Genomic DNA, 21,803 nt, shown 5'->3' on the forward strand with positions numbered 1-21,803 from the left:
TTCCCGAGCCTCGAGGGGTATCAGCGATCGAAGCGGTAGCCCAGGCCCCGCACGGTGAGGAAGTGGCGCGGCGCCTCGGGGTCCGGCTCGAACTTGAGCCGCAGCTGGCGCATGAAGTTGTCCACGGTGCGCGCGCTGCCCTCGTAGTCGTAGCCCCACGCCGCCGCGAGGAGCTCGTCGCGGCTGAAGGTGCGCCCCGGGTGGGCGAGGAAGTGGGCGAGCAGCTTGAACTCCTGCGCGGTGAGCTCCACCGGGGCGCCGGCGCGCGTGACGGTCTTCGCCGCGAGGTCCACCTCCGCGTCCCCGAAGGTGAGCGGCGCGGGGCCCCCTTGCATGGGGAAGCGGCGGCGCAGCACGGCCTTGATGCGCGCGAGCAGCTCCTGCAGCCCGAAGGGCTTCACCACGTAGTCGTCCGCGCCCAGGTTCAGGCCGAGGATCTTGTCGCGCTCCATCCCCTTCGCCGTGAGCATCACCACCGCGGTGTCCCGGCCGCGCTCGCGCAGCTCGCGCAGCACCTCGTAGCCGTTGAGCTGCGGCAGCATCACGTCCAGCACCACCAGGTCCGGGGCCTCGTCCAGCGCGCGCGCGAGGCCCGTGCGCCCGTCCTGCGCCTGCAGCACCTCGTAGCCCTCGAACTTCAGGTTCATCGACAGCCCGGTGAGGATGGACAGGTCGTCCTCGACCACCAGGATGCGCCGCGCGCTCTCGCTGCTGCTGGTGCTCATGCCTTGCCTGCCGGTAGCTGGATGGTGAAGCGGCTGCCCTCGCCCACGACACTGTGCACGGAGATCTTGCCACCGTGCGCCTCCACGATGCGCTTGGCGATGGCGAGCCCCAGTCCGCTGCCCTCCGTCTTGCGGGTGAGCAGGTTGTCCACCCGATAGAAGCGGTCGAAGATGCGCCGCCGGTCGCGCGGGCTGATGCCCGCCCCGTGGTCCTGCACGCTGAAGGACACCCAGCGCCCCTCGCCCTTCACCTCCAGCTCGATGCGCTTGGGGTCCGCGTCCCCGCCGTACTTGAAGGCGTTCTGCAGCAGGTTGAGCAGGGCGCCGGCCAGCGCGTCCCGGTCCACGTTCACCGGGGGGAGCACCGGGGGCACGTCCAGCCGGAGGTCCACCTCGCGGTCGAAGCGCTGCGCGCGGAAGGCCTCCACCGCCGCGTCCACCAGCGCCCCCACCGGCACCACCTCGCGCTGGTACGCCTTGCGCCCGCTCTCGATGCGCGCCCAGTCCAGCACCCGCTCGATGAGCGCGCTCAGCCGCTCCGTCTCGCGCGTCAGCAGCCCCAGCACCTCCTGCGTCTGCCGCTCGTCCTTCACCCGGCCCAGCGCCAGCATCTCGATGAACATCCGGATGCTGGTGAGCGGCGTGCGCAGCTCGTGGCTCACCAGCGAGACGAAGTCCGTCTTGAGGCGGCTGAGCTTCGCCTGGCGGTAGAGCGTGCGCGCCGTGTAGACCACGCCGAAGGTGAGCGTGAGGTAGAAGAGCCCCAGCAGCACGCCGTAGATGATGCGGTTGCGGAAGCTGTCGCGCGCCACCGGGTCCTCGCCCGTGGGCTGCACCACGAGCCGGAAGTCCTGCAGGGGAGGGGACAGCACGCGCTCGGCGAGCGGCGTGCCCACCAGGGCGCTCTCGCGCGCTTGGGCCACCTCGTTCACGAGCTTGCCCACCAGCCCCTCGCTTCCCTCCGGGTGCCGCAGGGGCTGCAGCACGAAGCGCACCGGCTCCGACGAGGCCACGTAGCGGCTGGCGAGGTCCGCGAGCAGCTCCTCCACCGCCTGCCGGCTGAGGCGCACCCCGCGCACCCTGCCGTCCGGCCCGCGCTCGGTGGCGAGCAGCAGCGGCCCCGCGGGCGTCTGCGCCGAGAACACCGCGAGCCGCCCCTGCGGCAGCGCGCCCACCGCCGGCACCAGCGCGCTCAGCGCCCCGGCCAGCGCCGGGTCGTCCGACCTCACGGCGCCGCCATCCCAGCTGAAGTCCGACTCGGAGAGCACCTGGCCGCCCGGACTCGCCAGCGCGAGGTGGCTGCCCACCTGCACGAAGTGCGCGGCGCGCAGCGCCTCGGGCAGGGTCTCGCTCAGGCCCTCGAGCGTGCCCGTCCACGCCGTCTCGAGCCGCTTCTCCACCGCGGCGCGCTCGTTGATGATCGCGACCACGCCGAAGCCCGAGAGCCCCGCGCTGGGCACGACGACGAGCAGCAGCAGCAGCGCGAAGGTACGGCGGAAGCTGTTGATGGTGGGAGTGCGGGCCACGGCAGTCTCCCTTCTACCGCCCGGCGCGCCCCCGCGCTCGTCTCACGTGCAGCCAAAGGGGCGAGGCGCTCCCGGAGCCGCTGCGGCGGAGGCCTGGCAGTGCAGGAGCACCCGGCGTCGGGTGAGGCAGCGGGGGTGGGAAGCGGGCGCCGCCAGCGGAGCCGCCGCGAGGAGTGCCCCCGCCTGGCACGGTCCAGGCTCAGGCGCCGGCGTCTGCAGAGCCTGCAGGCGAGCTGCTCGCGCCGGGCGGAGCAGGGCGGGGCGCGGCCGCCGCGGTGCCGCCGGCATCGGGCGCGACCTGGGGCGCCGCCGCGGGCGCGCCGTTCGCCGGAGGCGCGGCCGCCCCGTCCACGGCCCGCGGCGCAGCGGGGGTACCCGGGGCGGGCAGCGCCGCACCGCCCTGCGCCTCTCCCGTGCCGCCATCGAGCGCGGTGGGAGGCCGCGGCCGCGGCCTCGGGCGCAGCGCGCCAGCATCGGGCAGGGCCGCTGGCAGCGGGGGCGCGCCTGCATCCGGCGAGGGCTCCGCGCCCGCATCTGCCGAACCGGAGTCACCCCCGTCGGGCGTGCCCGCGTCGTCCTGCAGGAACAGCAGGGGAGGCGGCGGTGCGATGCCGCGAACGCTGTCGGGGGTCGCGGCGTGCAGCGCCGCGCGCGCGAGCTCCAGGGCGCGCTCGGGCGAGGCGCCCAGCCAGGTGGTCACCAGGCTGCAGGGCGTGTCGTCGTCGAAGGTGACCACCTGCAGCACGCCGGGGGCAGGAGAGGCGCGCGCCGCGGCGCGGCCGAGCACCGGCACCTCCTCGCCCCCTGCGCGCAGCGTGGGCTCCAGGAGCTTCAGGTAGTCCGTCTCGGTGCGCGGCTCGCAGTCGTAGGCCACCGAGGCGAGCGTCTCGGGCGGGCCCGACACGCGCAGCGTGCACACCGGCCCGCAGGTGGGGCAGGGACTGTCCTGGGTGAGCCGGGCGCCGGGCAGCAGCTGCTCGCGCAGCTCGGAGGGCAGCAGCAGCTCACACTTGAGGCCGCTCACCGGCACCTCGAGCGGCTTCGGCCCCGAGGGCTCCGAACGGCAGCCCCCCAGCGCGAGCAGCGCTCCCACGGCGATCGGACCTGCAGCCCGCTTCATCGCGCGCACACTAGACGAAGCGCGCTCGGGGGCAAGGGCGAGCGTGGGCGAGCGCCCGCTCCAACGTGCGCGACCGCACGCAAGCGGCCGTGCGAGCGGGCCGGGGGCTGAACTACAGTGGCCTGAGTGCCCGCCGCTGCGGCACCAGGGAGACTCCCATGCGCGCCACCGTCATCGGCTCCGGTTCCTTCGGCACGGCCCTCGCCAACGTGCTCGCCACCAACTGCAGCCAGGTGCAGATGTGGGCGCGCGAGCCCGAGCTCGTCCAGGCCATCAACACCCGCCACGAGAACCCCACCTATCTTCCCGGCATCCCCATCGCCTCCAACGTGCGCGCCTCGCACTCGCTGCAGGAGGCGCTCGCGGGGGCGGACCTCGTGGTGGCCGCCACCCCCAGCCACGCCACCCGCGACGTGATGGGCCAGGCGCTGCCCCACCTGCCGCAGGGGGTTCCCATCATCACGGTGGCCAAGGGCATCGAGAACGACACCCTGCTCACCATGACGGAGGTGCTCGAGGACTGCCTGCCGGACGCCTACCACCCGTACATCGCGGTGCTCTCCGGGCCCTCGTTCGCCAAGGAGCTCGCGCAGCGGCTGCCCACGGTGGTCACCATCGCGAGCCACTGGGACAAGGTGGCGCAGCGCTGCCAGCGCGCCTTCCAGACGGAGACCTTCCGCTCCTACACCTCGAGCGACGTGGTCGGCGTCCAGTACGGCGGCGCGCTCAAGAACGTCATCGCGATCGCCGCGGGCATCGCGGACGGCATCGGCATGGGTCACAACGCGCGCTCGGCGCTCATCACCCGCGGGCTCGCCGAGATCGCCCGCATCGCAGTGAGCCGCGGCGCAAACCCCCTCACGCTCTCGGGCCTCAGCGGCATGGGGGACCTGGTGCTCACCTGCACCGGCGAGCTCAGCCGCAACCGCAAGGTGGGCATGGAGCTGGGCCGCGGGCGCCCCCTCGCCGAGGTGCTCGGGGACATGAACCAGGTCGCCGAGGGCGTGAAGACCGCCAAGAGCGCCCGCGACCTCTCGGTGCGGACCGGCGTGGAGCTGCCCATCTGCAACCAGGTCTACGCCATCGCGTACGAGGGCAAGAGCCCCAAGGCGGCGGTGGTCGAGCTGATGACCCGCCAGCCCAAGAGCGAGCTGTAGTCGCGCAGGCGAGGCGCGGCGCCAGCGTCCCTCGGACCTGCGCCTCGCGCCGCGGGCCGCACTCCGGGGCTGCGCCCGCGCGGCCACGGGCAGTGCCTCCGCGCGGCAGCGCATGACCGCCGCGGGCTCCGCGCCTGCCGTGGGCGGCGGCGCTGCGAGGCCGCGCAGGGCCGCTGCGGGCTCCGCGCCTGCCGTGGCCGGTGGCGCTGCGAGGCAGCGCAGGGCCGCTGCGGGCTCCGCGCCTGCCGTGGGCGGCGCGCTCGGCGCGGGCGAAGCGTCCTTCGAGCCACCGGACGGCCCCGCAGGCCCCGCCGCGGAGGACGTTGCCTTCGGCCCTCCAGACGGCCCCGCTGGCCCCGGCGCCGCAGGGGCCTCGCAGCGCAGGGACTCCCAGACCGCAGCGGCGACCCGCGCCAGGTCGGCATCCATGCGTGAGAGAGCGTCGCCTTCGGGCGGGGCCGACGCTGGACTGTCGTCCGAGGGGACATCGTCCTCGGGTGACGGGGACTCATCTTCGGGCCGAGCCGACTTCGGGCTGTCGTCCGAGGGGGCATCGTCCTCTGCTTCCGAAGCGCGAAACTGGGTTGCGAGGACCTCGCGCACGAGAGCGACGAGCGGCCCCCACGTGAGCGCGCGGAGGATAACCAGCGGGGCGCGCCTCACCGCTCCCTCGTCGATGCCTCGGCGCAACACGCGCTCGAGCCACACACGGGGCACTTCGATCTCTTCCAGGCCGTGTTCCCTGCGCACCCACGGATCGGTGGGAAGCCTGCGCTCGCCCACCCGCCGCGAGGCCTGCGCCTGCCGCGCCCGGCCCGTCATCGGAGTCAGGTAGGTGAAGCCGAAGAACTCCGGGTCGAGGATGGCCCACCGAGCCATGGCCTGCCACATCTCGAGGAAGGCCTCGCGATACGCGGCGCCATCCTCGAGCGCCCATTCGAACGCGCGCAGCGCGCACTGCTGCAGGGCCGCATGGGTCTCCCACCGCATCGATTCGGCGAGGCCACCCTTGCTCCCGTGCCAGCGGTACAGCGACCCCAGCGACACCCGCATCGCACGGGCAATCTCCTCTGCGCGCACGTGCTCGTAGCCGTGCTCCACGAACAGGACCGCCGCCCGCCGACGCCCGTCCCGCCAGTGCTCCTCGACGTCCCACATGCCCGCCCCCCTCCCGCCCCAAGGTCTCGCGTGAAAGCAACGTTGCTTCTACGAGGCACCCTCGTCGTAGCAGGGGTGGCTGACGTCGCAGGCGCGGTGCCCCGGAGGGCGAGGAGCGCGCCAATGCGAGGCGCTGCGACCTGCGCTCGATGGGCGCTCGGCGGGTGGTGCGCCGGGCTGCGGGCATCTGCTTCCACCCGTGCTCGGGCGCAGCTTCGAGCACACGGGAGCGGGCTTCGACGAACAGGATGCTGCGCTCGCCCTCTCCGCGCGGCCCCGGACTTCGGCGGGCGTGCCGCACGAACGGCATGGTGAGATCCAATGCATCGCGGCCTCTGCCTTCGGGCGCAGCCTTGGGCGTCCGCAGGGCGTGCCTGCACGAGCGGCATGCTGCGCTCTCTCCACCGTGCTGCCCTCGCCTTCGAACGCAGCGTCGGTCGCGCGTGGGGGCGTGCTTGCCCAGACGGCATTCTGCGCTCTCCACTGCCCGGCTTCCCCGCCTTGGGGTGCATCGGAAATCCCGCAGGTAGGCGTGCCCGGAGGAGCGGAATGCTGCGTCCCACGACACCGCGCGGCCTCGCGTGAGACCGCGCGGGTGAACGTGCGGAGCGAGCAGCGCGCGCGTGATGCCTCTCAGTGCTCCGCGTCCGTGAGCCGCTCGAGCACGCGCTCGAGGCCGCGCACGACGGTGGCAAGCCTCGCGAAGTCGAGCTGCTCCACGCGCTCGTCCGCGCGCCAGGTGCTCATCGGGAAGACCTCCGTGACGCGCACTGCCGGCAGTCCCTGCCGCCAGAAGGCACCGGGGTCCGAGGCGCCCACGCCAGGCAGCGTGCCGGGGACGAACGCCGCACGGCCTCTCACGTCGCCCTGCCCGAGCGCCCACGTCACCGTGCGCGCGAGCCTGCGGGAGGCGAGGTTGCTCACCACCATCAGCGGCTCCGTGCGGGCGCCGCGCGCGCTGCGCCCCAGGGCCTCGAGACAGAGCACGCCGCGCACGCGCGTGCCGTGCTCTCGCAGGTGCGCTGCGTACACGCGGGATGCGGGCAGCGGCGTGAGCGGTCCCGAGGGCAGTGCCACGAAGCGCACCGTCAATGCGGCGGTGCGGTCGGCAGAGGCCCAGCGCTCCGCGAGCGCGAGCAGGGCGGCCACGCCCGTCGCATTGTCGTTCACGCCGGCGCTGCCCGCCGGGGAGTCGTAGCGCGCCGCCACCACCACCACGTCGTCGGCAGCGCGGGCGCCGGGCAGCTCCGCCTCGAGGGTTCGCACGCCCTGCGCGCCCACCCGGAACGAGCGCCGGGTCGGGCGCAGGCCCCGCGCGGCCAGGGAGGCGCCCAGCGCGTGCTCGATGCGCGTCGCAGCGCGCTCGAGGTGGAAGAAGCGGGGCGCGTCGCGCACGTTGCGCTCCCCGAGCTGCTCCGCGAGCGCGCGCACCTCGCGCTCCAGTCTTGCGCCGAGGAGGTCCGCGGACCGTTGCTCGGCAGCGCCGTCCCGCTGCGCGCCGAGAGGCTCTGCGAATGGCTGCTCTGCGTTTCGCTCGCTCTGCGCGCCGGGAGGCTCTGCGAATGCCTGCTCTGTGTTTCGCTCTCTCTGCGCGCGGGCCCCGCGCTCGTCACGCTGCTGAGGAGAGTCCAGGGCCCGTCCCCGGGGGCCGCGGGCGTCGCGCTCCAGCGGTGCGCTGCGAGCCGCTCCGGACAGAGCAGCCTCACGCGCGCGCGTGGGCTCCGGTGAGGGGGCACTGCCGATGGAGGGCTCCTGGCCGGGCTGCGGCGCTGCTCGCTCTGCCATGGGGGCAGGATGCGCACGCTGCCCCGCGGCCTGCACGAGGGCTGGCCGTGGGGCAGGGGAGCGAGGGACCTTCTGCGGCTACATGCCCACCATGGCAGCGCTGGCGCCCTCGGCGAACAGCGTCGTGTCCGCCTTGGCCAGCAGCGTGGCGAGCCCCTCGCGGGTCTGCGCGCTGATCGCCACGCCGCCGTGCGTGCGCAGCAGGGCCTCCACCTCGTCCGGAGGGAGCAGGTCCGCCTTGTTCCAGACCATCAGGCGCGGCTTGTCCGTCAGCTCGAGGCTCTCGAGGATGCCCTCCACGGCCTCCACCTGCTCGTCGCGCGCGGGGTCTGCCGCGTCCACCACGTGCAGGAGCAGGCTCGCGTCCGCGAGCTCCTCGAGCGTGGCGCGGAACGCGTTGACCAGGTCCTTGGGCAGGTCGCGGATGAAGCCCACCGTGTCGGTGATGATCACCTCGCGCTCCTGCGGGAAGCGCAGGCGGCGGCTGGTGGGGTCCAGCGTGGCGAAGAGCTTGTTCTCCGCGAGCACCTCGGCGTTGGTGATGGCGTTGAGCAGCGTGCTCTTGCCCGCGTTGGTGTAGCCCACGATGGAGATGACCGGCAGGTCGCGCCGGTTGCGCTGCGCGCGGCGCACCTGGCGCTCGCGGGACAGCCCCTCGATTCGCTTCTCCAGGTGGTTGATGCGGTCGCGCACGCGGCGGCGGTCGATCTCGAGCTTCGTCTCACCGGGGCCTCGCCCGCCGATGCCGCCGGCGAGCCGGCTCAGGCCCTCGTCCGCCTGGGAGAGGCGCGGCAGCCGGTACTTCAGCTGCGCGAGCTCCACCTGCAGCTTGCCGTCCGCGCTCTGCGCGCGCTGGGCGAAGATGTCCAGGATGAGCTGGGTGCGGTCGAGCACCTTGAGGCTGGTGTCCTCGGCGATGTGCCGCCCCTGCGAGGGGGTGAGGTCCTTGTCGAAGACGAGCACGTCCGCCATGGCCTGCATGCTGCGCAGGTTGAGCTCCTCGAGCTTGCCGCGCCCGATGAGGTAGCGCGGGTCCGGCTCGCGGCGCATCTGCAGCACGCGGTCGATGACCTCCACCCCCGCGGTGCGCGAGAGCTCCTCGAGCTCGGCGAGGCTGGCCTCGGCGCGCGCGCGGTTGCCGTCCAGGCACACGGCGACGAGGATGGCGCGCTCGCGCCCGCTCACCTTGCGCGCGGCCGCCGTGCGGTTGAGCTCGGCCTCCAGCGCGGTGAGGGTGGCCTGCACGTCGGGCTGATCGCCGTGCACGGAGGGCAGGGACTCGGTGCGCCACAGCGCCGCGCTGCTGTCGTCCGCGGGCACCAGGTGCGCCCAGTGCAGCACGCCAGGCAGCCCCTCGGGCCCCACGCCGATGGCGGCCACCAGGTCCAGGCGCAGCAGCGCGAGGTCGGTGAGGTCGTCCTTGGTCAGCGGCTCGCTCTTGAGGTGCGTGTGCACCAGGCGCAGGCCGCGCAGACGCACCTGGCCCGCGCGGGCGCGGCCGATGTCCGGCAGCTCCAGCTGGTGCGCGTCGCCCACCAGGACGTGCTCGATCTCGCCCTTGCGGTTGATGAGCACTCCCACCTGGCGGTGGGTCTCGCGCGACAGCTCGGTGAGGTGGCGAGCGAGCTCCGGGGAGACGATCTCCTGGGGGGAGATGCGGCGCCGGTAGGTGTTCTGCAGCTTCTGCTGCTCGCTGGACTTCAAACCTGAGGTGTTGCCGAAGATCTCTCTCAAATCCGTGTCGTCTCTTTCCGTGAGGGGTGCTCCAGCCCAGTTATAGGGGCTGCCCAGCGGGGATTCACGCCCGGCGGAGGCCGGGGTTGCGCGCGGCCGGACTGGTGAGAACACTGCTCCGGCCCCGGCGCTTCCTGTCCCAGACGCGGGAATACGCGCCCCGGATCCGGGACGCCTCCGCGCTGCACTGACTGCAGGAAAGTGGGATGCGCGGGCTGCTCAGATGTTGCAGCTGCGGCAGGCCTCGCGCGCGGCGGCGTCCTTGGCGCCCAGGTCCATCAGGGCCTTGAACTCGGGCGAGTCCACCTTCATCACCAGGAGCGACACCTCGAGCTCCCCCGGCACGCGCCCCAGCTGCAGCTTGCGCTGCTCGCCGTGCAGCAGGGACAGCTCGCCGTGGCCCTGCTGCCCCTCGGGCAGCGCCACGTCCAGCTCCACCTGGAAGCTCTCCTTGCCCCCGGCGGACGGGGTGAGCACCAGCCGGTAGTCCGGCTGGGCCGCCCCGGGCTGGCGCCGCTCGGCGCGCACCGTGCGGCCCGTCTCGCCCAGGAGCTTGGGCTGGGCCACGAGCCTTCCGGCGCGCCGCACCTCGAGCGCGAAGTAGAGCGGCTCGGCGTGGGCCTTCGCGGGCGCGAGGGCGAGCGCCGTCCCCGAGAGCATCGTGCCGACCAGGAACATCCGGATGATGAAGGAGCGGGCCATGGTCAGTCCTCGGTAGCAACCCTTGCGCCAGGGAACGCTGGCGCCCCCTGCGACATACCGGGCCGGGCCGGCTCCCCGCCATGGGCCCCCTCCACCGGGGGCCCTGCGCTGGACACAACGTCCCGGGGCGGGGGCGATTGCGGCCATTGTGACACGGGGCTCGCGGCGGCCCAAACCCCGCCCCCGTGGCCGGCTGGACACCCCGGCGCAGGCCCGCAAAACGGGGCAGATATGCATTGACGGGGCGGGCGTTGGCCGCGTGTCACCTGCCACAGGAGCTCCCGATGCCCGTCGCCCTCCTCGTTGCGCTCGCCGTGCTCTCCCCCTCGCCGGACGCCCGCCCCGCTCCCGAGGGCTTGCTGCCCCCCACCCGGCGCGCCACCGCGCTGCTCGCCGGCACGCCCGTGACCGAGGAGCGGGCGGTGCGCCCGCTGTGGAAAGGGCTCGAGGGCGAGCGTGGCCTCCGGGCCTACCGGCTCGTGAGGGAGTGCGAGTCCCGGTCCCCCAGCCCTTGCGCGGTCATGGCGGGCAAGTACGTGAGGGGTGCCGGCGTGGCGAAGGACGAGTGGATCGCCGCGGCCCTGCTGGAGAGCGCGTGCAAGGTGAAGGAGAACGAGGGCAGGGACTACAAGGCCTGCTCGGCGCTGGGGATCCTGCTGGCCACCGGGGCCGGAGGGCTGCCGCGCGATCTCACCTGGGCGCTCGAGCTGCAGCGCTGGGCCTGCTCGAGCTCGGAGACCATCGGGTGCGCGGCGCTCGGCGACCTGCTGCTGCCCGCGCAGCCCGAGCCCACGAAGGACGCGGAGGTGGTGGCGCTCTACCGCCGCGGCTGTGACGCGGACTACAGCGCGGCCTGCAACAACCTCGGCTGGATGCTCGAGCGCGGGCGGGGCGCCGCGCGAGACCTCGCCCAGGCGCGCGCGCTCTACGAGCGCAGCTGCAAGGCGAAGCTCGCCGTCGGGTGCAAGAACCTGGGCGTGGTGTACGCGGCGAGCACCCGCCCGGAGGAGCTCGCCGAGGCGGCGCGCTACCTCGAGCCCTTCTGCAGCGCGGCGGAGCCGGCCACCTGCAGCGTGCTGGGCAGCGTGGAGGAGCGCCGCGGCGAGCGCCAGCGCGCGCTCGCCGCCTACGGGCGCGGCTGCAGCGCGGGCCACCTGCGCAGCTGCAACAACCAGGGCTTCCTGCTCGGGCTCAGCCACACCCCCGAGGACGAGGCGCGCGCACTCTCCCTCTTCGAGCGGGCTTGCGACGCGGGCGTGGGCCTCGCCTGCGCGAACGCGGCCACGCTGGTGGCCCCGGACCGGGCCCGCACCTTCAATGCGCGCGCCTGTGCACTGGGCGTGCAGGGCATCTGCGAGCCGCAGTAGAAGGACACGCGCGCTGGAAAAAGCGGCGGGAGCTGCGTGTTCTCTCCTGAATTCCCCGCGCGCGCGCCTTGACCCTCGCGGGGGCTTTGCACATTGTCCCCGCCCGCGCTTCCTTCAGCGCGCGAGCCCGGGCCCCTGCCGCCATGGAACGCACCGAACGCCTCCTCGATCTCGTCGCCCTCCTGCTCGACGCGCGCGAGCCCGTTTCCTGGGCGGAGCTGCGCGAGCACTTCCCGGCCGACTACGGCGCCATCTCGGACGACGCCGCGGAGCGCAAGTTCGAGCGCGACAAGGCGGAGCTGCTCGAGCTGGGCCTGCCGCTCACGTACATCCAGGGCGACGACGAGCGCAAAGACGGCTACGTCGTCGAGCGCGACGCGTACTACCTGCCCGAGGTGGGCCTGACGAAGGAGGAGCTCGCGGTGCTCTACGCCGCGGGGAGCGCCGCGCTCGCCTCCGAGGCCTTCCCCGGCCGCCAGGATCTCGCGCACGCGATGCGCAAGATGGGCTTCTTCGCCGGCGAGCAGCTTCCCACCCCGCGCGTGCGCATGGAGCTGGGCGCGGTGCAGGCGGACCAGGACCTGGGCGAGCGGCTGGAGACGCTCTGGGAGGCCTGCGCCGCGCGCAAGTGGGTGCAGATGACCTACCAGTCCCCCAAGTACGCGGAGCTCATCGAGCGGCGCGTGGACCCCTACGGGCTCGCGCTGCGGCGCGGGGTGTGGACGCTGGTGGGCTACTGCCACCTGCGCCAGGGGCTGCGCACCTTCCACGTGCACCGCATCCGCAGCCTGAAGATGAACAGCGCGAAGCCGCGTACCCCGGACTTCGAGGTGCCCGCGGACTTCTCACTCGACGCGCACGTGGCGCACTACCCGTGGCAGCACCGCTTCCACCCGCCGGTGGACGTGGAGCTGCAGCTCGGCGGAGAGCTCGCGCCCCGCGCCGAGAGCCTGCTGCCCGGCGCGCCCGTGACGCGCGGCGAGGACGGGGTCGCGCACGTGCGCGTGGCGGCCACCTTCATGGACGGGCTTTTGCGCTTCTGCCTCGCGCTGGGGCCCGAGTGCCGGGTGCTCGCGCCCGAGAGCGCCCGCGCCCGCGTGCGCGAGATGGCCGAGCGCGTGCTGCAGCGCCATGCCCCGCAGGACCCGCAGGCCCAGGAGGTGCGCCCGTGAGCGACGTGCACGAGCGGCTGCGCCGCCTGCTCTTCCTCGTCCCCTACGTGTCCAAGCACCCGGGCGTGAGCGTGGACGCGCTCGCGCAGGCGCTGGGCGTGGGGCGCGAGGACCTGCTCGAGGAGCTGGACCTGCTCGCGTGCGTGGGCCGGCCCCCCTTCAACCCGGACGACTACATCGACATCTACGTGGACAACGACCGCGTCTACGTGGACCTGGACCAGCGCCTGAGCGCCCCGCCGCGCCTCACCGCGGCGGAGGCCGCCGCCCTCAGCGCCGCCGCGGAGCTGCTGCGCCCGGCCGCGGGCGACGCGCTCGCCAGCGCGCTGCAGAAGCTCGAGCGCGTGCTGCCGCCGGCCGCGCGCAACCGCGCCCGGGAGATGGGCCGCAAGATCGACGCGACGCTCGATGCCCCCGAGGCGCTCGCGCCCCTCACCCGCGCCATCCTCGAGCGGCGCGAGGTGACCTTCCTCTACGCGAGCCCCGGCCACGCGCCCGAGACGCGAAGGGTGCGCCCCTTCGAGCTGCTCAGCCACCGCGGCCAGTGGTACCTGCAGGGCTACGATCACGTGCGCGCCGCGGACCGCCTCTTCCGCGTGGACCGCATGGACTCGCTCGCGCTCACGGACGCGACCTTCGAGCCGCCCGCGGACGCGCACGCGCGCGTGCCCAATCCCGCGCGCGGCCGCACCGACGTGCGCGTGCGCTTCAGCCGCACCGCGGCCCCCTACGTGCGCGAGCGCTTCGGCGAGGATGCGCGCCTGCTCGCGGACGGCGGCGTGGAGGTGCGGGTCGCGGGGGACAGCGAGCGCTGGCTCACGCAGTGGGTGCTCTCGTTCGGAGGCGAGGCCGAGGTGCTCGAGCCCGCCTGGGCCCGGGAGGCGGTTGCCCGCGCGGCCCGCGCCTCGCTAGAACTGTAGCCCGCATGGGCTTCCAGCTGACGATCGCCGAGGGGCAGGACGCAGGCCGGGAGCTGCACTTCGACCAGGACGAGGTCCTGCTCGGCCGCGCGGACACCTGCGACGTGGTGCTGCACGACGCGGGCGTGAGCCGGCGCCACTGCCGCATCGCGCGCGAGCCGGGCGCGGGGCACTGGTCCGTCGAGGACCTGGGCAGCGCCAACGGCACCCTGCTCAACGGCGAGCCGGTGCAGGGCAGGCGCGCGCTCACCGCCGGCGACGAGCTCGCGCTCGGAGACGCCGCCTTCCTCTTCGCGCCGCAGCCGGCGTCCGCTGCGCCCAGCGCCCCGGCCGAGCCGCCCGCCGACCCGGACAGCACCCGCATCGTCGCCCCGCCGCCCGCAGCGTCGCGCCGCGCGAGCCCCGCCGCGCGCGTCGAGCCCTCCTCCGCTGCAGCTCCCGCGCGCAGCGCCGTCCCGCTCGCCTCGGCTGCCTCGCCGGGCAGCGCGAGTCCCCGGAGTGCCAGCGCGCCGCCGCGGGCGGCCGGCGCGGGTCCTTCCGCTCCCGGGGCCTCCGCGGCGAAGGCGCACGCCGCGGGGCCGTCTGCCGCTGCGGGCCGTCCCGCCGCGGCCGGCGCGCTCGCTTCCCCCTCGCGCGGGCCCGCGCGCCCGGCCACCGCGCGTGCCGCGCTGCCCGAGCGGAGCGAGGACGCGGCGCCCGGCGCCGCGCTCGCCGCCGTGAGCGAGGAGGCGCCGGCCGCGCTCGCCGTGCCCCCGCCGCGCCCCGCCCCCCGGGCACGCCCCGCCCCCGGCCAGCGCCTCACCGCGGCCGAGCGCGCGCGCCTGCGCCGCACGCTGCCCCCGCTCCTCGCCCGCGCGCGCCTCTTCTGGGCCGAGGCGCGGCCCCCCGTGCGCCGCGGGCTCCTCGCGGGGGCGGGTGCCCTGGGCGCGGGCCTCGTCGCGCTGCTCTTCTGGGCGGTGCTGGGGTCGAGCGCGAGCGGGGAGCGCGGCGCGGAGCCCGCGGTGCTCTCGGCGCGCCCGCTCGCGGACTCCTTCGGCCTGGGCGAGGGCGTGACGTGGGAGCGCCCGGACATGAAGGTCTTCACCTGGGAGTACACCGCGGCCACGCGCGCCGTCGTCCTGCTGCACCTGCAGGCGCAGGGCCTGAGTCAGGGCGAGGTGATGGTCACGGTGAACGGTGCGGACGTGGGCGCGCTGCCCGCGGACCGGCTCAACAGCCAGGAGCGGGCGCTCGAGGTGCGCGTGCCGCCGGAGCTGCTCAAGAAGGGGCAGCCCAACCGCATCACCTTCGACAACACCCACAACCCGCCGGGCGAGGACCCCTGGCGCATCTGGAACCTCTGGGTGGAGACGGCGCTCCTGCCGGAGATGCCCTCCGAGCAGCTGGTGGCCGCGGCGCGCGAGGCGTACGCGCGCGGCGAGAAGAACCTGCAGGCGAAGGACATCGGCGCGGGCAACCGCTACGCCGCGTGGCGCGCCTTCCGCGAGGCGTGGCTGCTGCTCGAGGCCCACCCCGAGCCCCGCCCCGCGCTGCACCTCGAGGCGCGCGACCGGGTGCGGGAGGCCCAGGCGGAGCTGGACCGCACCTGCTCGCGGCTGCTGCTCGAGGTGGAGGGGGACGCGAACCGCCGCGACTGGAAGGCGGTGGCGGCGGGGTTGGATCAGTTCAAGGAGTACTTCCCCGCCTCCGATCAGCCCTGCCGCGCCCGCGCCGAGCGCAAGCGCGCGGGCTACGGGCTCTAGAGCGCCCCCGGCGCCTTCTGGCCAAGCCTGCCTGGCCGCCCTGCCTGCGCGGACCTCCACACTGCAACCCCGCGAGGCCTCTCGGCCGCTTGCCCAACCGGCCTCCCATCCGCACCGTTGGGGGGTGAATCACGAGGCGGAGGCACGCGAGGAAGGCCGCAAGAGCGGGGGACTGCAGGGGCGCGAGGAGCGTGGCTCGGGAGATCGCGGCTCGGGAACCCGCGTCCCACCGGAGCACGCGCCCGCCTGGGGGCCGGGCGTGTCCAACGCGCGGCTCGCGCGCCACTACCTGCCCGCGCGCCACCCCGTGCTGGACGGCAACGCCGCCCGGCTCCTGCGCGACGGGGTGGAGGCCTACCCCGAGATGCTGCAGGCGATCCGCTCCGCGCGCCGCTACGTGCACCTGGAGACGTACATGTTCCTCACCGATGCGGTGGGGGAGCTGTTCGGCGAGGCGCTGGCGGAGGCGGCCGAGCGCGGCGTGCGGGTGAAGGTGCTCTACGACGCGGTGGGCAGCTGGACGGCCCGGCGCAGCTTCTTCACGGGCCTGCGCGCGCGCGGCGTGGACATCCGCCCCTTCAAGCCCTTCAGCCTCAGCCGCGGCCTGCAGCACCTGCTCAAGCGCGACCACCGCAAGATCCTCGTCGTGGACGGCGCGGTGGCCTTCACCGGCGGGGTGAACATCGCGGCGCACTGGGCGCCCGAGGGGCAGGGGGCCAACTGGCGCGACGACGTGCTGCGCATCGAGGGCCCCGCGGTGCACGCGCTCGAGCGGCGCTTCGTGGCCACCTGGCGCATGGCGTTTCGCCACCGCTTCCGCACCTGGGCCGCCCAGCTGCGCCACCGCCAGGCGGTGCGCGCGCGCTCGCGCGGCAACGTGAGCCTCGCGGTGCTCAGCAGCCGGCGCGGCATCCACAAGGCCTACCTGCACGCCATCGGGCGCGCCCGCACCAGCGTGCTGGTGGCCGCGAGCTACTTCATCCCGGACCGCAAGATGGTGGCCGCCCTGCGCGACGCCGCCCGGCGCGGCGTGGAGGTCAGCCTCATCCTCAACGGCCGCTCGGACCACCCCTTCCTCGAGTACTGCACCCGCGCCTTCTACGAGCGGCTGCTGGGGGCAGGCGTGCGCATCTTCGAGTGGCAGCGCGGGGTGCTGCACGCCAAGACGGCCGTGGTGGACGGGGTCTGGGGGACGGTGGGCTCCTTCAACCTCGAGCGCCTCAGCCTGGGCATGAACCACGAGGTGAACGCGGTCTTCGCCGACCCGGGCCTGGGCCGCGCCCTCGAGGAGAGCTTCCGCACCGACTGCGGCAGCTGCCACGAGGTGAAGCTGGAGGCCTTCCGCCGCCGCCCCACCTGGCAGAAGCTGCTCGAACGGCTGCTCTTCCTATTCCGAAAAGTGCTCTGAACGAACCCTTTGCATGCCCGCCCCGAGCGCCCTAGAAGACCCGGGCGCACGCAGCGGAAGAAAGCACGCGAAGGGACACGCACATGACGGACAGCTTCAAGGCGAAGAGCCAGCTCAAGGTGGGCTCGGCCACCCATGACATCTACAGCCTCGCGACGGTGGCCAAGGCCCACCCGGCGGTCAATCGCCTGCCGTTCTCGCTGAAGGTGCTGCTCGAGAACCTCCTGCGCCACGAGGACGGCCGGGTGGTGAAGAAGGAGCACGTGGACAAGATGCTCGCCTGGGATCCCAAGGCGACGCCGGACACCGAGATCTCCTTCCACCCCGCGCGCGTGCTGCTGCAGGACTTCACCGGCGTTCCGGCCGTGGTGGACCTCGCCGCCATGCGCGAGGCGCTCGCCGCGATGGGCGGCGACCCCGCGAAGATCAACCCGCGCAACCCCGCGGACCTGGTCATCGACCACTCCTTCCAGGTGGACAGCTTCGGCACCAGCGCCGCGCTGCAGGAGAACGCGGAGCTCGAGTTCGAGCGCAACCAGGAGCGCTACGCGTTCCTGCGCTGGGGCCAGGACGCGTTCAAGAACTTCAGCGTGGTGCCGCCGGACACCGGCATCTGCCACCAGGTGAACCTCGAGTTCCTCGCGCGCGTCGTGTTCAAGCAGGACGGCGTGGTGTTCCCGGACACCCTGGTGGGCACCGACAGCCACACCACCATGATCAACGGCCTGGGCGTGGTGGGCTGGGGCGTGGGCGGCATCGAGGCGGAGGCCGTGCTGCTCGGCCAGCCCATCACGATGCTCATTCCCCAGGTGGTGGGCTTCAAGCTCAAGGGCAGCCTGCCCGCGGGCGCGACCGCGACCGACCTGGTGCTGACCATCACCCAGATGCTGCGCAAGAAGGGCGTGGTGGGGAAGTTCGTCGAGTACTACGGCCCGGGCCTCGCCTCCCTCAGCCTGCCGGACCGCGCCACCATCGCGAACATGGCGCCCGAGTACGGCGCCACCGTGGGCTTCTTCCCGGTGGACGACGAGGCGCTCGCGTACATGCGCTTCAGCGGCCGCTCCGAGGAGCAGGTGGCCCTCACCGAGGCCTACTGCAAGGCGCAGGGCCTCTTCCACACCAAGGACGCGGCAGACCCCGTCTTCAGCGACACGCTGGAGCTGGACCTCTCCACCGTGGTGCCCAGCCTCGCCGGCCCCAAGCGCCCGCAGGACCGCGTGCCGCTCAGCGACATGAAGCCCGCCTACCAGAAGGCGCTGGTGGAGATGCTCGCGGCCGGCAAGAGCAAGGGTGAGGACGAGGAGGGCGGCGGCAAGGGCGCGAAGGCGGCTCCGGCCGAGGTCCCGGCCGAGCGCCTCAACCAGACCGTCACGGTGAAGCAGGGCAACCAGAGCTACCAGCTGGGCCACGGCGCGGTGGTCATCGCCTCCATCACCTCGTGCACCAACACGAGCAACCCGGCGGTGCTCATCGGCGCGGGCCTGCTGGCCAAGCGCGCGGTGGAGAAGGGCCTCGTCGCGAAGCCCTGGGTGAAGACCAGCCTCGCGCCGGGCAGCAAGGTCGTGACCGAGTACCTGCGCGACGCGGGCCTGCAGCCCTATCTCGATGCGCTGGGCTTCCACACCGTGGGCTACGGCTGCGCCACCTGCATCGGCAACTCGGGCCCCCTGCCCGAGCAGGTCTCCAACGCGGTCGTGGACGGCGACCTCGTGGTGGCCGCGGTGCTCAGCGGCAACCGCAACTTCGAGGGCCGCATCAACCCGCACGTGCGCATGAACTACCTGGCGAGCCCCCCGCTCGTCGTCGCCTACGCGCTGGTGGGCGAGGTGGGCCGCGACCTCGACAAGGAGCCGCTGGGCCTGGACCGCAACGGCAAGCCCGTCTTCCTCAAGGACATCTGGCCCACCACCGAGGAGATCCAGGCGGTCATCCGCTCCGCGGTGAAGCCGAGCCAGTTCCGCGACCAGTACGCGCACGCGATGGAGGGCGACAAGCTGTGGCAGGGGCTGAAGGTACCCAAGAGCAGCACCTTCAAGTGGGACCCGAAGAGCACCTACGTGCGCAACCCGCCCTTCTTCCAGAACATCCCGAAGGAGCCGGCGGCCCTCAAGGACATCTCGGGCGCGCGCGTGCTCGCGCTGCTGGGTGACTCCGTGACCACGGACCACATCAGCCCCGCGGGCAACATCGCGAAGACGAGCCCCGCGGCGAAGTACCTCATGGAGCAGGGCGTGGAGCCGAAGGACTTCAACTCCTACGGCGCGCGCCGCGGCAACCACGAGGTGATGATGCGCGGCACCTTCGCGAACATCCGCCTCAAGAACCTGCTCGTCCCCGGCGTCGAGGGCGGCGTCACCGTGCACATCCCCACCCGCGAGCGGATGAGCATCTACGACGCCTCCATGAAGTACCAGGCCGAGGGCACCCCGCTCGTGGTCCTCGCGGGCGCCGAGTACGGCACGGGCTCGAGCCGCGACTGGGCGGCGAAGGGCACCATGCTGCTGGGCGTGAAGGCGGTCATCGCCAAGAGCTTCGAGCGCATCCACCGCTCGAACCTCGTGGGCATGGGCGTGCTCCCGCTGCAGTTCCAGGAGGGCGAGGACGCGCAGAGCCTCGGCCTCAGCGGCCAGGAGACCTTCGAGGTGAAGGGGGTCGCGGAGGGCCTCAGCCCGATGAAGAAGCTCACCGTGAAGGCCACGGGCGAGAAGGGCACGAAGGAGTTCACCGTCACCGCCCGCATCGACACGCCGAACGAGCTCGACTACTACCGCCACGGCGGCATCCTCACCTACGTGCTGCGCAGCCTCGCGAAGGCCTGAGCCGCTTCCGCAGCGCCGCAGCCCCACGCCGGCCCGGGGTGCCCCACGGCACGCCGGGCCGCTGTGCTTTCGGGGAGGCGGGCTCCACGCTCCGGGTCCGCGCCTTGCCACGCCCCCCTCCTGCGTTACCGGTAGGGGATGGCACAGACGACGACGATGACGACCCCGCGGGACTTCACCCTGCCCGAGGGCTGCGTGGTGTGCGGGGCAGACCTGCCCGTGCGGGTGAGTGACGCGGGGGCGCGAGCCGCCTGCGTGCGCTGCGGCTGGATGGGCCGGCCGCAGGTGGAGGTGACGCACCGGGGCCTCCGCATCCGCACCCCGGGGGCGAGCGCCTGACCCTGGCGCCTCGCGGCCTACATCGGCCCCGGGCTAGAAGCGGGGCCATGAACCGTCCCACCTCCCTCCTGGCAGTACTTGGCCTCACCACCTTCCTCGCCGCCGGCGTGCTCGGCTGCGGCAGCGACAACGTGAGCTCGGACGAGCAGGCGGAGCTCGCCTACCTCGGGCTGGATCAGGCCGTGGAGAAGTCGCTCGCGCTCGGCTTCGCCGGCTTCAACACCGCGAGCAGCGCGAACATCTCCGCGCAGAACGGCACCGGCGCCGCCACCGGCGCGCTCATCGTCACCGGCCAGGTGGATCAGGGCAGCTCGAGCAACAAGGGCATGCGCCTGCGCGTCGGCATGACCGACTACTCGGACGGCCCCGTGCGCCTGCCCGAGGATGGCGACAAGAGCACGCCCTACTCCATCTCCTACGCCACGAGCACGGACACCACCGCGCAGCCGGAGCTCACGCTGAGCCTGCGCAACTTCCCCACCGGTACCTTCACCGGCACGCTCATCGGCGCCTTCCACATGCAGGGCGAGCTCGAGGGCGACGTGGCCCTCGACCTCACGATGTCCGGCGAGCTCGAGAGCGACGGCAGCGGCGGCACCCGCCGCAAGGCCGGCACCACGCACGTGACCGGCACCGCCGTCTCGGGCGAGGGCGAGTACCACGTGGACGTGACGATCTAGCCGCACCCCGGGCCTGCCGGGGCGCGCGCGTGCTGCGCGCTCCGCGGGCTCGGCTTCACCAGAAGGTCTTCTTGGAGCGCATGGCCTTCTTCTCGCCGGTGCGCTTCTTCCCCTCGATGCGCCGCTTCTGACTGCCCTTGGTGGGCTTGGTCGCGCGGCGTACCTTGGGCACGAAGGTGAGGGCCTTCAGCCCCTCGCGCAGCCGCTCCAGCGCCACGCCCTTGTTCTGCACCTGGCTGCGGCGCTCGGTGGCCGTGACGGAGAGCTCGGTGGGCGGGTGCGTGAGGCGCACGCCGCTCGCGGTGGTGTTGCGGTGCTGGCCGCCGGGGCCCGAGGCGATGAAGAACTCCACCTCGCACGCCTTGAGCAGCGCCTCGTCGTCGAGGGCGAGGGCGGCGTGGGCGGCCTGGCGGCGGGCAGGGGAGGCGGTCATGGCGGGAACAACCTAGATCAGCCCCGCGGCGCTAGGGACCCTCCGTGTCGCGCCGGCCGTCCGCACGCCGACAGGAGCGCTCAGCCGTAGCGCTCGCGCGCCACCTCGTAGGTGCCTACGTGCGCCTCGAGCGTGGCGTCGAGGGGCTTCGCGTAGCCGCCGCCCAGCGTGAGCACTACGGGCAGCCCGCGGTGCCACGCGGCCTCGAGCACGCTCCGGTCGCGCTCGCGCAGGCCCGCGTGGCTGAGCGAGAGGCGGCCCAGCGCGTCCTCGGCGAGCGCGTCCACGCCCGCCTGGTAGAAGAGGAGCTCCGCTCCGGCTGCCTCGAGCACCTCGGGCAGGTGGCGCGCGAGTGCCTCGAGGTAGTCCGCATCCCCGGTGCCGTCCGGCAGGCCCACGTCGCGGCTGGAGCGCTGCTTGCGGAAGGGGAAGTTGTGCTCCCCGTGCATGCTGAAGGTGAAGACGCGCGCGTCGCCCTCGAACACGGCCGCCGTCCCGTTGCCCTGGTGCACGTCCAGGTCCACCACCACGGCGCGCTCGAGCGCGCCCTCGGCCTGCAGCGCGCGGATGGCCACCGCGATGTCGTTGAAGACGCAGTAGCCCTCGCCGTGGCCCGGGAAGGCGTGGTGGGTGCCGCCCGCGAGGTTTCCCGCCACGCCCTCCTGCAGCGCGGCGCGCGCCGCCGCGAGCGTGCCGCCCACGCTCGCGCGCGAGCGCAGGAGCAGCGCCTCGGACCAGGGAAAGCCGAGCCGGCGCAGCTCCGCCTCGCTCAAGCGGCCTTCGAAGAGCGCGTCGAGGTAGCCCGGCGTGTGCACGCGCGCGAGCACCTCGCGCGCCACGGGCTCGGACGGGTGCAGCTCCCCGGGCCGCAGCACGCCGCGCGCGAGCAGCCGCTCGCGCAGCAGGCGGTACTTGCCCATGGGGAAGCGGTGCCCCTCGGGCAGCGGCACCTCGTACCCGTCGCAGGAGAAGACGTGCATGCCCCCGAGCCACTAGGCCAGGGCCGCCCCGGGAGC

17 protein-coding genes and 1 pseudogene are annotated in these 21,803 nt (G+C 73.6%); 9 read left to right on the plus strand and 9 right to left on the minus strand.

Annotation, left to right across the window (positions count from 1 at the left end; all coding sequences use genetic code 11):
• Window positions 1–20: 20 nt before the first annotated feature.
• From FGE12_RS14540 to FGE12_RS14550, 3 genes are all read right to left on the minus strand, one after another.
• A complete protein-coding gene (locus FGE12_RS14540; protein ID WP_153867083.1) occupies window positions 21–725 on the minus strand; it encodes a response regulator transcription factor in 705 nt (234 codons plus the stop codon).
• A complete protein-coding gene (locus FGE12_RS14545) occupies window positions 722–2,251 on the minus strand; it encodes a HAMP domain-containing sensor histidine kinase (protein ID WP_194797884.1) in 1,530 nt (509 codons plus the stop codon). The genes FGE12_RS14540 and FGE12_RS14545 overlap by 4 nt, the downstream gene beginning before the upstream one ends.
• Window positions 2,252–2,450: 199 nt before the next feature.
• Window positions 2,451–3,371 (minus strand): hypothetical protein, encoded by a 921-nt coding sequence (locus FGE12_RS14550; protein ID WP_153867084.1) that lies wholly within the window; start codon window positions 3,369–3,371, stop codon window positions 2,451–2,453.
• Window positions 3,372–3,529: 158 nt separating this feature from the next.
• On the opposite strand from FGE12_RS14550, the gene FGE12_RS14555 reads away from it, so the two are divergent.
• Entirely contained in the window at window positions 3,530–4,528 is a 999-nt protein-coding gene (locus FGE12_RS14555) for an NAD(P)H-dependent glycerol-3-phosphate dehydrogenase (RefSeq protein WP_153867085.1), read from the plus strand.
• A 1,002-nt stretch (window positions 4,529–5,530) separates the two neighbouring features.
• Here the strand turns inward: FGE12_RS14555 and FGE12_RS30945 are convergent.
• The 4 genes and pseudogenes from FGE12_RS30945 to FGE12_RS14575 all read right to left on the minus strand — a co-directional run.
• Window positions 5,531–5,686: pseudogene (locus tag FGE12_RS30945) on the minus strand (TetR family transcriptional regulator); the annotation flags it as partial.
• 633 nt (window positions 5,687–6,319) lie between these two features.
• Entirely contained in the window at window positions 6,320–7,117 is a 798-nt protein-coding gene (locus tag FGE12_RS14565; protein ID WP_194797885.1) for a M28 family peptidase, read from the minus strand.
• A gap of 432 nt (window positions 7,118–7,549) precedes the next feature.
• Window positions 7,550–9,205: a GTPase HflX gene (gene hflX / locus FGE12_RS14570; protein ID WP_153867087.1), complete on the minus strand. Its 1,656-nt coding sequence runs from the start codon at window positions 9,203–9,205 to the stop codon at window positions 7,550–7,552.
• A gap of 219 nt (window positions 9,206–9,424) precedes the next feature.
• The gene (locus tag FGE12_RS14575) at window positions 9,425–9,907 is read right to left on the minus strand and encodes a hypothetical protein (protein WP_153867088.1); all 483 of its coding nucleotides are present in this window, start codon (window positions 9,905–9,907) and stop codon (window positions 9,425–9,427) included.
• Between the two features lie 284 nt (window positions 9,908–10,191).
• Between FGE12_RS14575 and FGE12_RS14580 the strand changes: the two genes are divergently transcribed.
• From FGE12_RS14580 to FGE12_RS14615, 8 genes are all read left to right on the plus strand, one after another.
• Window positions 10,192–11,274, plus strand: a complete 1,083-nt coding sequence (locus FGE12_RS14580) for a tetratricopeptide repeat protein (protein ID WP_153867089.1) — start codon at window positions 10,192–10,194, stop codon at window positions 11,272–11,274.
• Window positions 11,275–11,417: 143 nt separating this feature from the next.
• Window positions 11,418–12,446, plus strand: a complete 1,029-nt coding sequence (locus FGE12_RS14585) for a YafY family protein (RefSeq protein ID WP_153867090.1) — start codon at window positions 11,418–11,420, stop codon at window positions 12,444–12,446.
• Window positions 12,443–13,366, plus strand: coding sequence for a WYL domain-containing protein (locus tag FGE12_RS14590; RefSeq protein ID WP_194797886.1), 924 nt, complete (start codon window positions 12,443–12,445; stop codon window positions 13,364–13,366). Before FGE12_RS14585 ends, FGE12_RS14590 begins: the two co-directional genes overlap by 4 nt.
• A gap of 5 nt (window positions 13,367–13,371) precedes the next feature.
• The gene (locus FGE12_RS14595; RefSeq protein ID WP_153867091.1) at window positions 13,372–15,108 is read left to right on the plus strand and encodes an FHA domain-containing protein; all 1,737 of its coding nucleotides are present in this window, start codon (window positions 13,372–13,374) and stop codon (window positions 15,106–15,108) included.
• Between the two features lie 259 nt (window positions 15,109–15,367).
• A complete protein-coding gene (locus FGE12_RS14600) occupies window positions 15,368–16,516 on the plus strand; it encodes a phosphatidylserine/phosphatidylglycerophosphate/cardiolipin synthase family protein (RefSeq protein WP_370458983.1) in 1,149 nt (382 codons plus the stop codon).
• A gap of 83 nt (window positions 16,517–16,599) precedes the next feature.
• Entirely contained in the window at window positions 16,600–19,335 is a 2,736-nt protein-coding gene (gene acnA, locus FGE12_RS14605; RefSeq protein ID WP_153867092.1) for an aconitate hydratase AcnA, read from the plus strand.
• A 156-nt stretch (window positions 19,336–19,491) separates the two neighbouring features.
• Window positions 19,492–19,674 (plus strand): hypothetical protein, encoded by a 183-nt coding sequence (locus FGE12_RS14610; RefSeq protein ID WP_153867093.1) that lies wholly within the window; start codon window positions 19,492–19,494, stop codon window positions 19,672–19,674.
• 47 nt (window positions 19,675–19,721) lie between these two features.
• Entirely contained in the window at window positions 19,722–20,354 is a 633-nt protein-coding gene (locus FGE12_RS14615) for a hypothetical protein (RefSeq protein WP_153867094.1), read from the plus strand.
• A gap of 55 nt (window positions 20,355–20,409) precedes the next feature.
• Here FGE12_RS14615 and FGE12_RS14620 read toward each other — a convergent pair whose 3' ends face one another.
• Both FGE12_RS14620 and FGE12_RS14625 read right to left on the minus strand, forming a co-directional pair.
• Window positions 20,410–20,787 carry a peptide chain release factor-like protein gene (locus FGE12_RS14620; protein ID WP_153867095.1) on the minus strand — a complete coding sequence of 126 codons (378 nt, stop codon included), beginning with the start codon at window positions 20,785–20,787 and terminating at the stop codon, window positions 20,410–20,412.
• Between the two features lie 80 nt (window positions 20,788–20,867).
• Complete coding sequence (locus tag FGE12_RS14625) at window positions 20,868–21,767, minus strand: histone deacetylase (RefSeq protein WP_153867096.1); 900 nt, start codon at window positions 21,765–21,767, stop codon at window positions 20,868–20,870.
• Window positions 21,768–21,803: the final 36 nt, after the last annotated feature.

It is taken from the genome of Aggregicoccus sp. 17bor-14, from assembly GCF_009659535.1.
Classification (GTDB): domain Bacteria; phylum Myxococcota; class Myxococcia; order Myxococcales; family Myxococcaceae; genus Aggregicoccus.

Excerpts from the sequence above, each read along its gene's own strand:
- FGE12_RS14540 (WP_153867083.1), bottom strand. The coding sequence starts at position 725 with ATGAGCACCAGCAGCAGCGAGAGCGCGCGGCGCATCCTGGTGGTCGAG.
- FGE12_RS14550 (WP_153867084.1), bottom strand. The coding sequence starts at position 3,371 with ATGAAGCGGGCTGCAGGTCCGATCGCCGTGGGAGCGCTGCTCGCGCTG.
- FGE12_RS14555 (WP_153867085.1), top strand. The coding sequence starts at position 3,530 with ATGCGCGCCACCGTCATCGGCTCCGGTTCCTTCGGCACGGCCCTCGCC.
- FGE12_RS14575 (WP_153867088.1), bottom strand. The coding sequence starts at position 9,907 with ATGGCCCGCTCCTTCATCATCCGGATGTTCCTGGTCGGCACGATGCTC.
- FGE12_RS14580 (WP_153867089.1), top strand. The coding sequence starts at position 10,192 with ATGCCCGTCGCCCTCCTCGTTGCGCTCGCCGTGCTCTCCCCCTCGCCG.
- FGE12_RS14585 (WP_153867090.1), top strand. The coding sequence starts at position 11,418 with ATGGAACGCACCGAACGCCTCCTCGATCTCGTCGCCCTCCTGCTCGAC.
- FGE12_RS14595 (WP_153867091.1), top strand. The coding sequence starts at position 13,372 with ATGGGCTTCCAGCTGACGATCGCCGAGGGGCAGGACGCAGGCCGGGAG.
- acnA (WP_153867092.1), top strand. The coding sequence starts at position 16,600 with ATGACGGACAGCTTCAAGGCGAAGAGCCAGCTCAAGGTGGGCTCGGCC.
- FGE12_RS14610 (WP_153867093.1), top strand. The coding sequence starts at position 19,492 with ATGACGACCCCGCGGGACTTCACCCTGCCCGAGGGCTGCGTGGTGTGC.
- FGE12_RS14615 (WP_153867094.1), top strand. The coding sequence starts at position 19,722 with ATGAACCGTCCCACCTCCCTCCTGGCAGTACTTGGCCTCACCACCTTC.
- FGE12_RS14620 (WP_153867095.1), bottom strand. The coding sequence starts at position 20,787 with ATGACCGCCTCCCCTGCCCGCCGCCAGGCCGCCCACGCCGCCCTCGCC.
- FGE12_RS14625 (WP_153867096.1), bottom strand. The coding sequence starts at position 21,767 with ATGCACGTCTTCTCCTGCGACGGGTACGAGGTGCCGCTGCCCGAGGGG.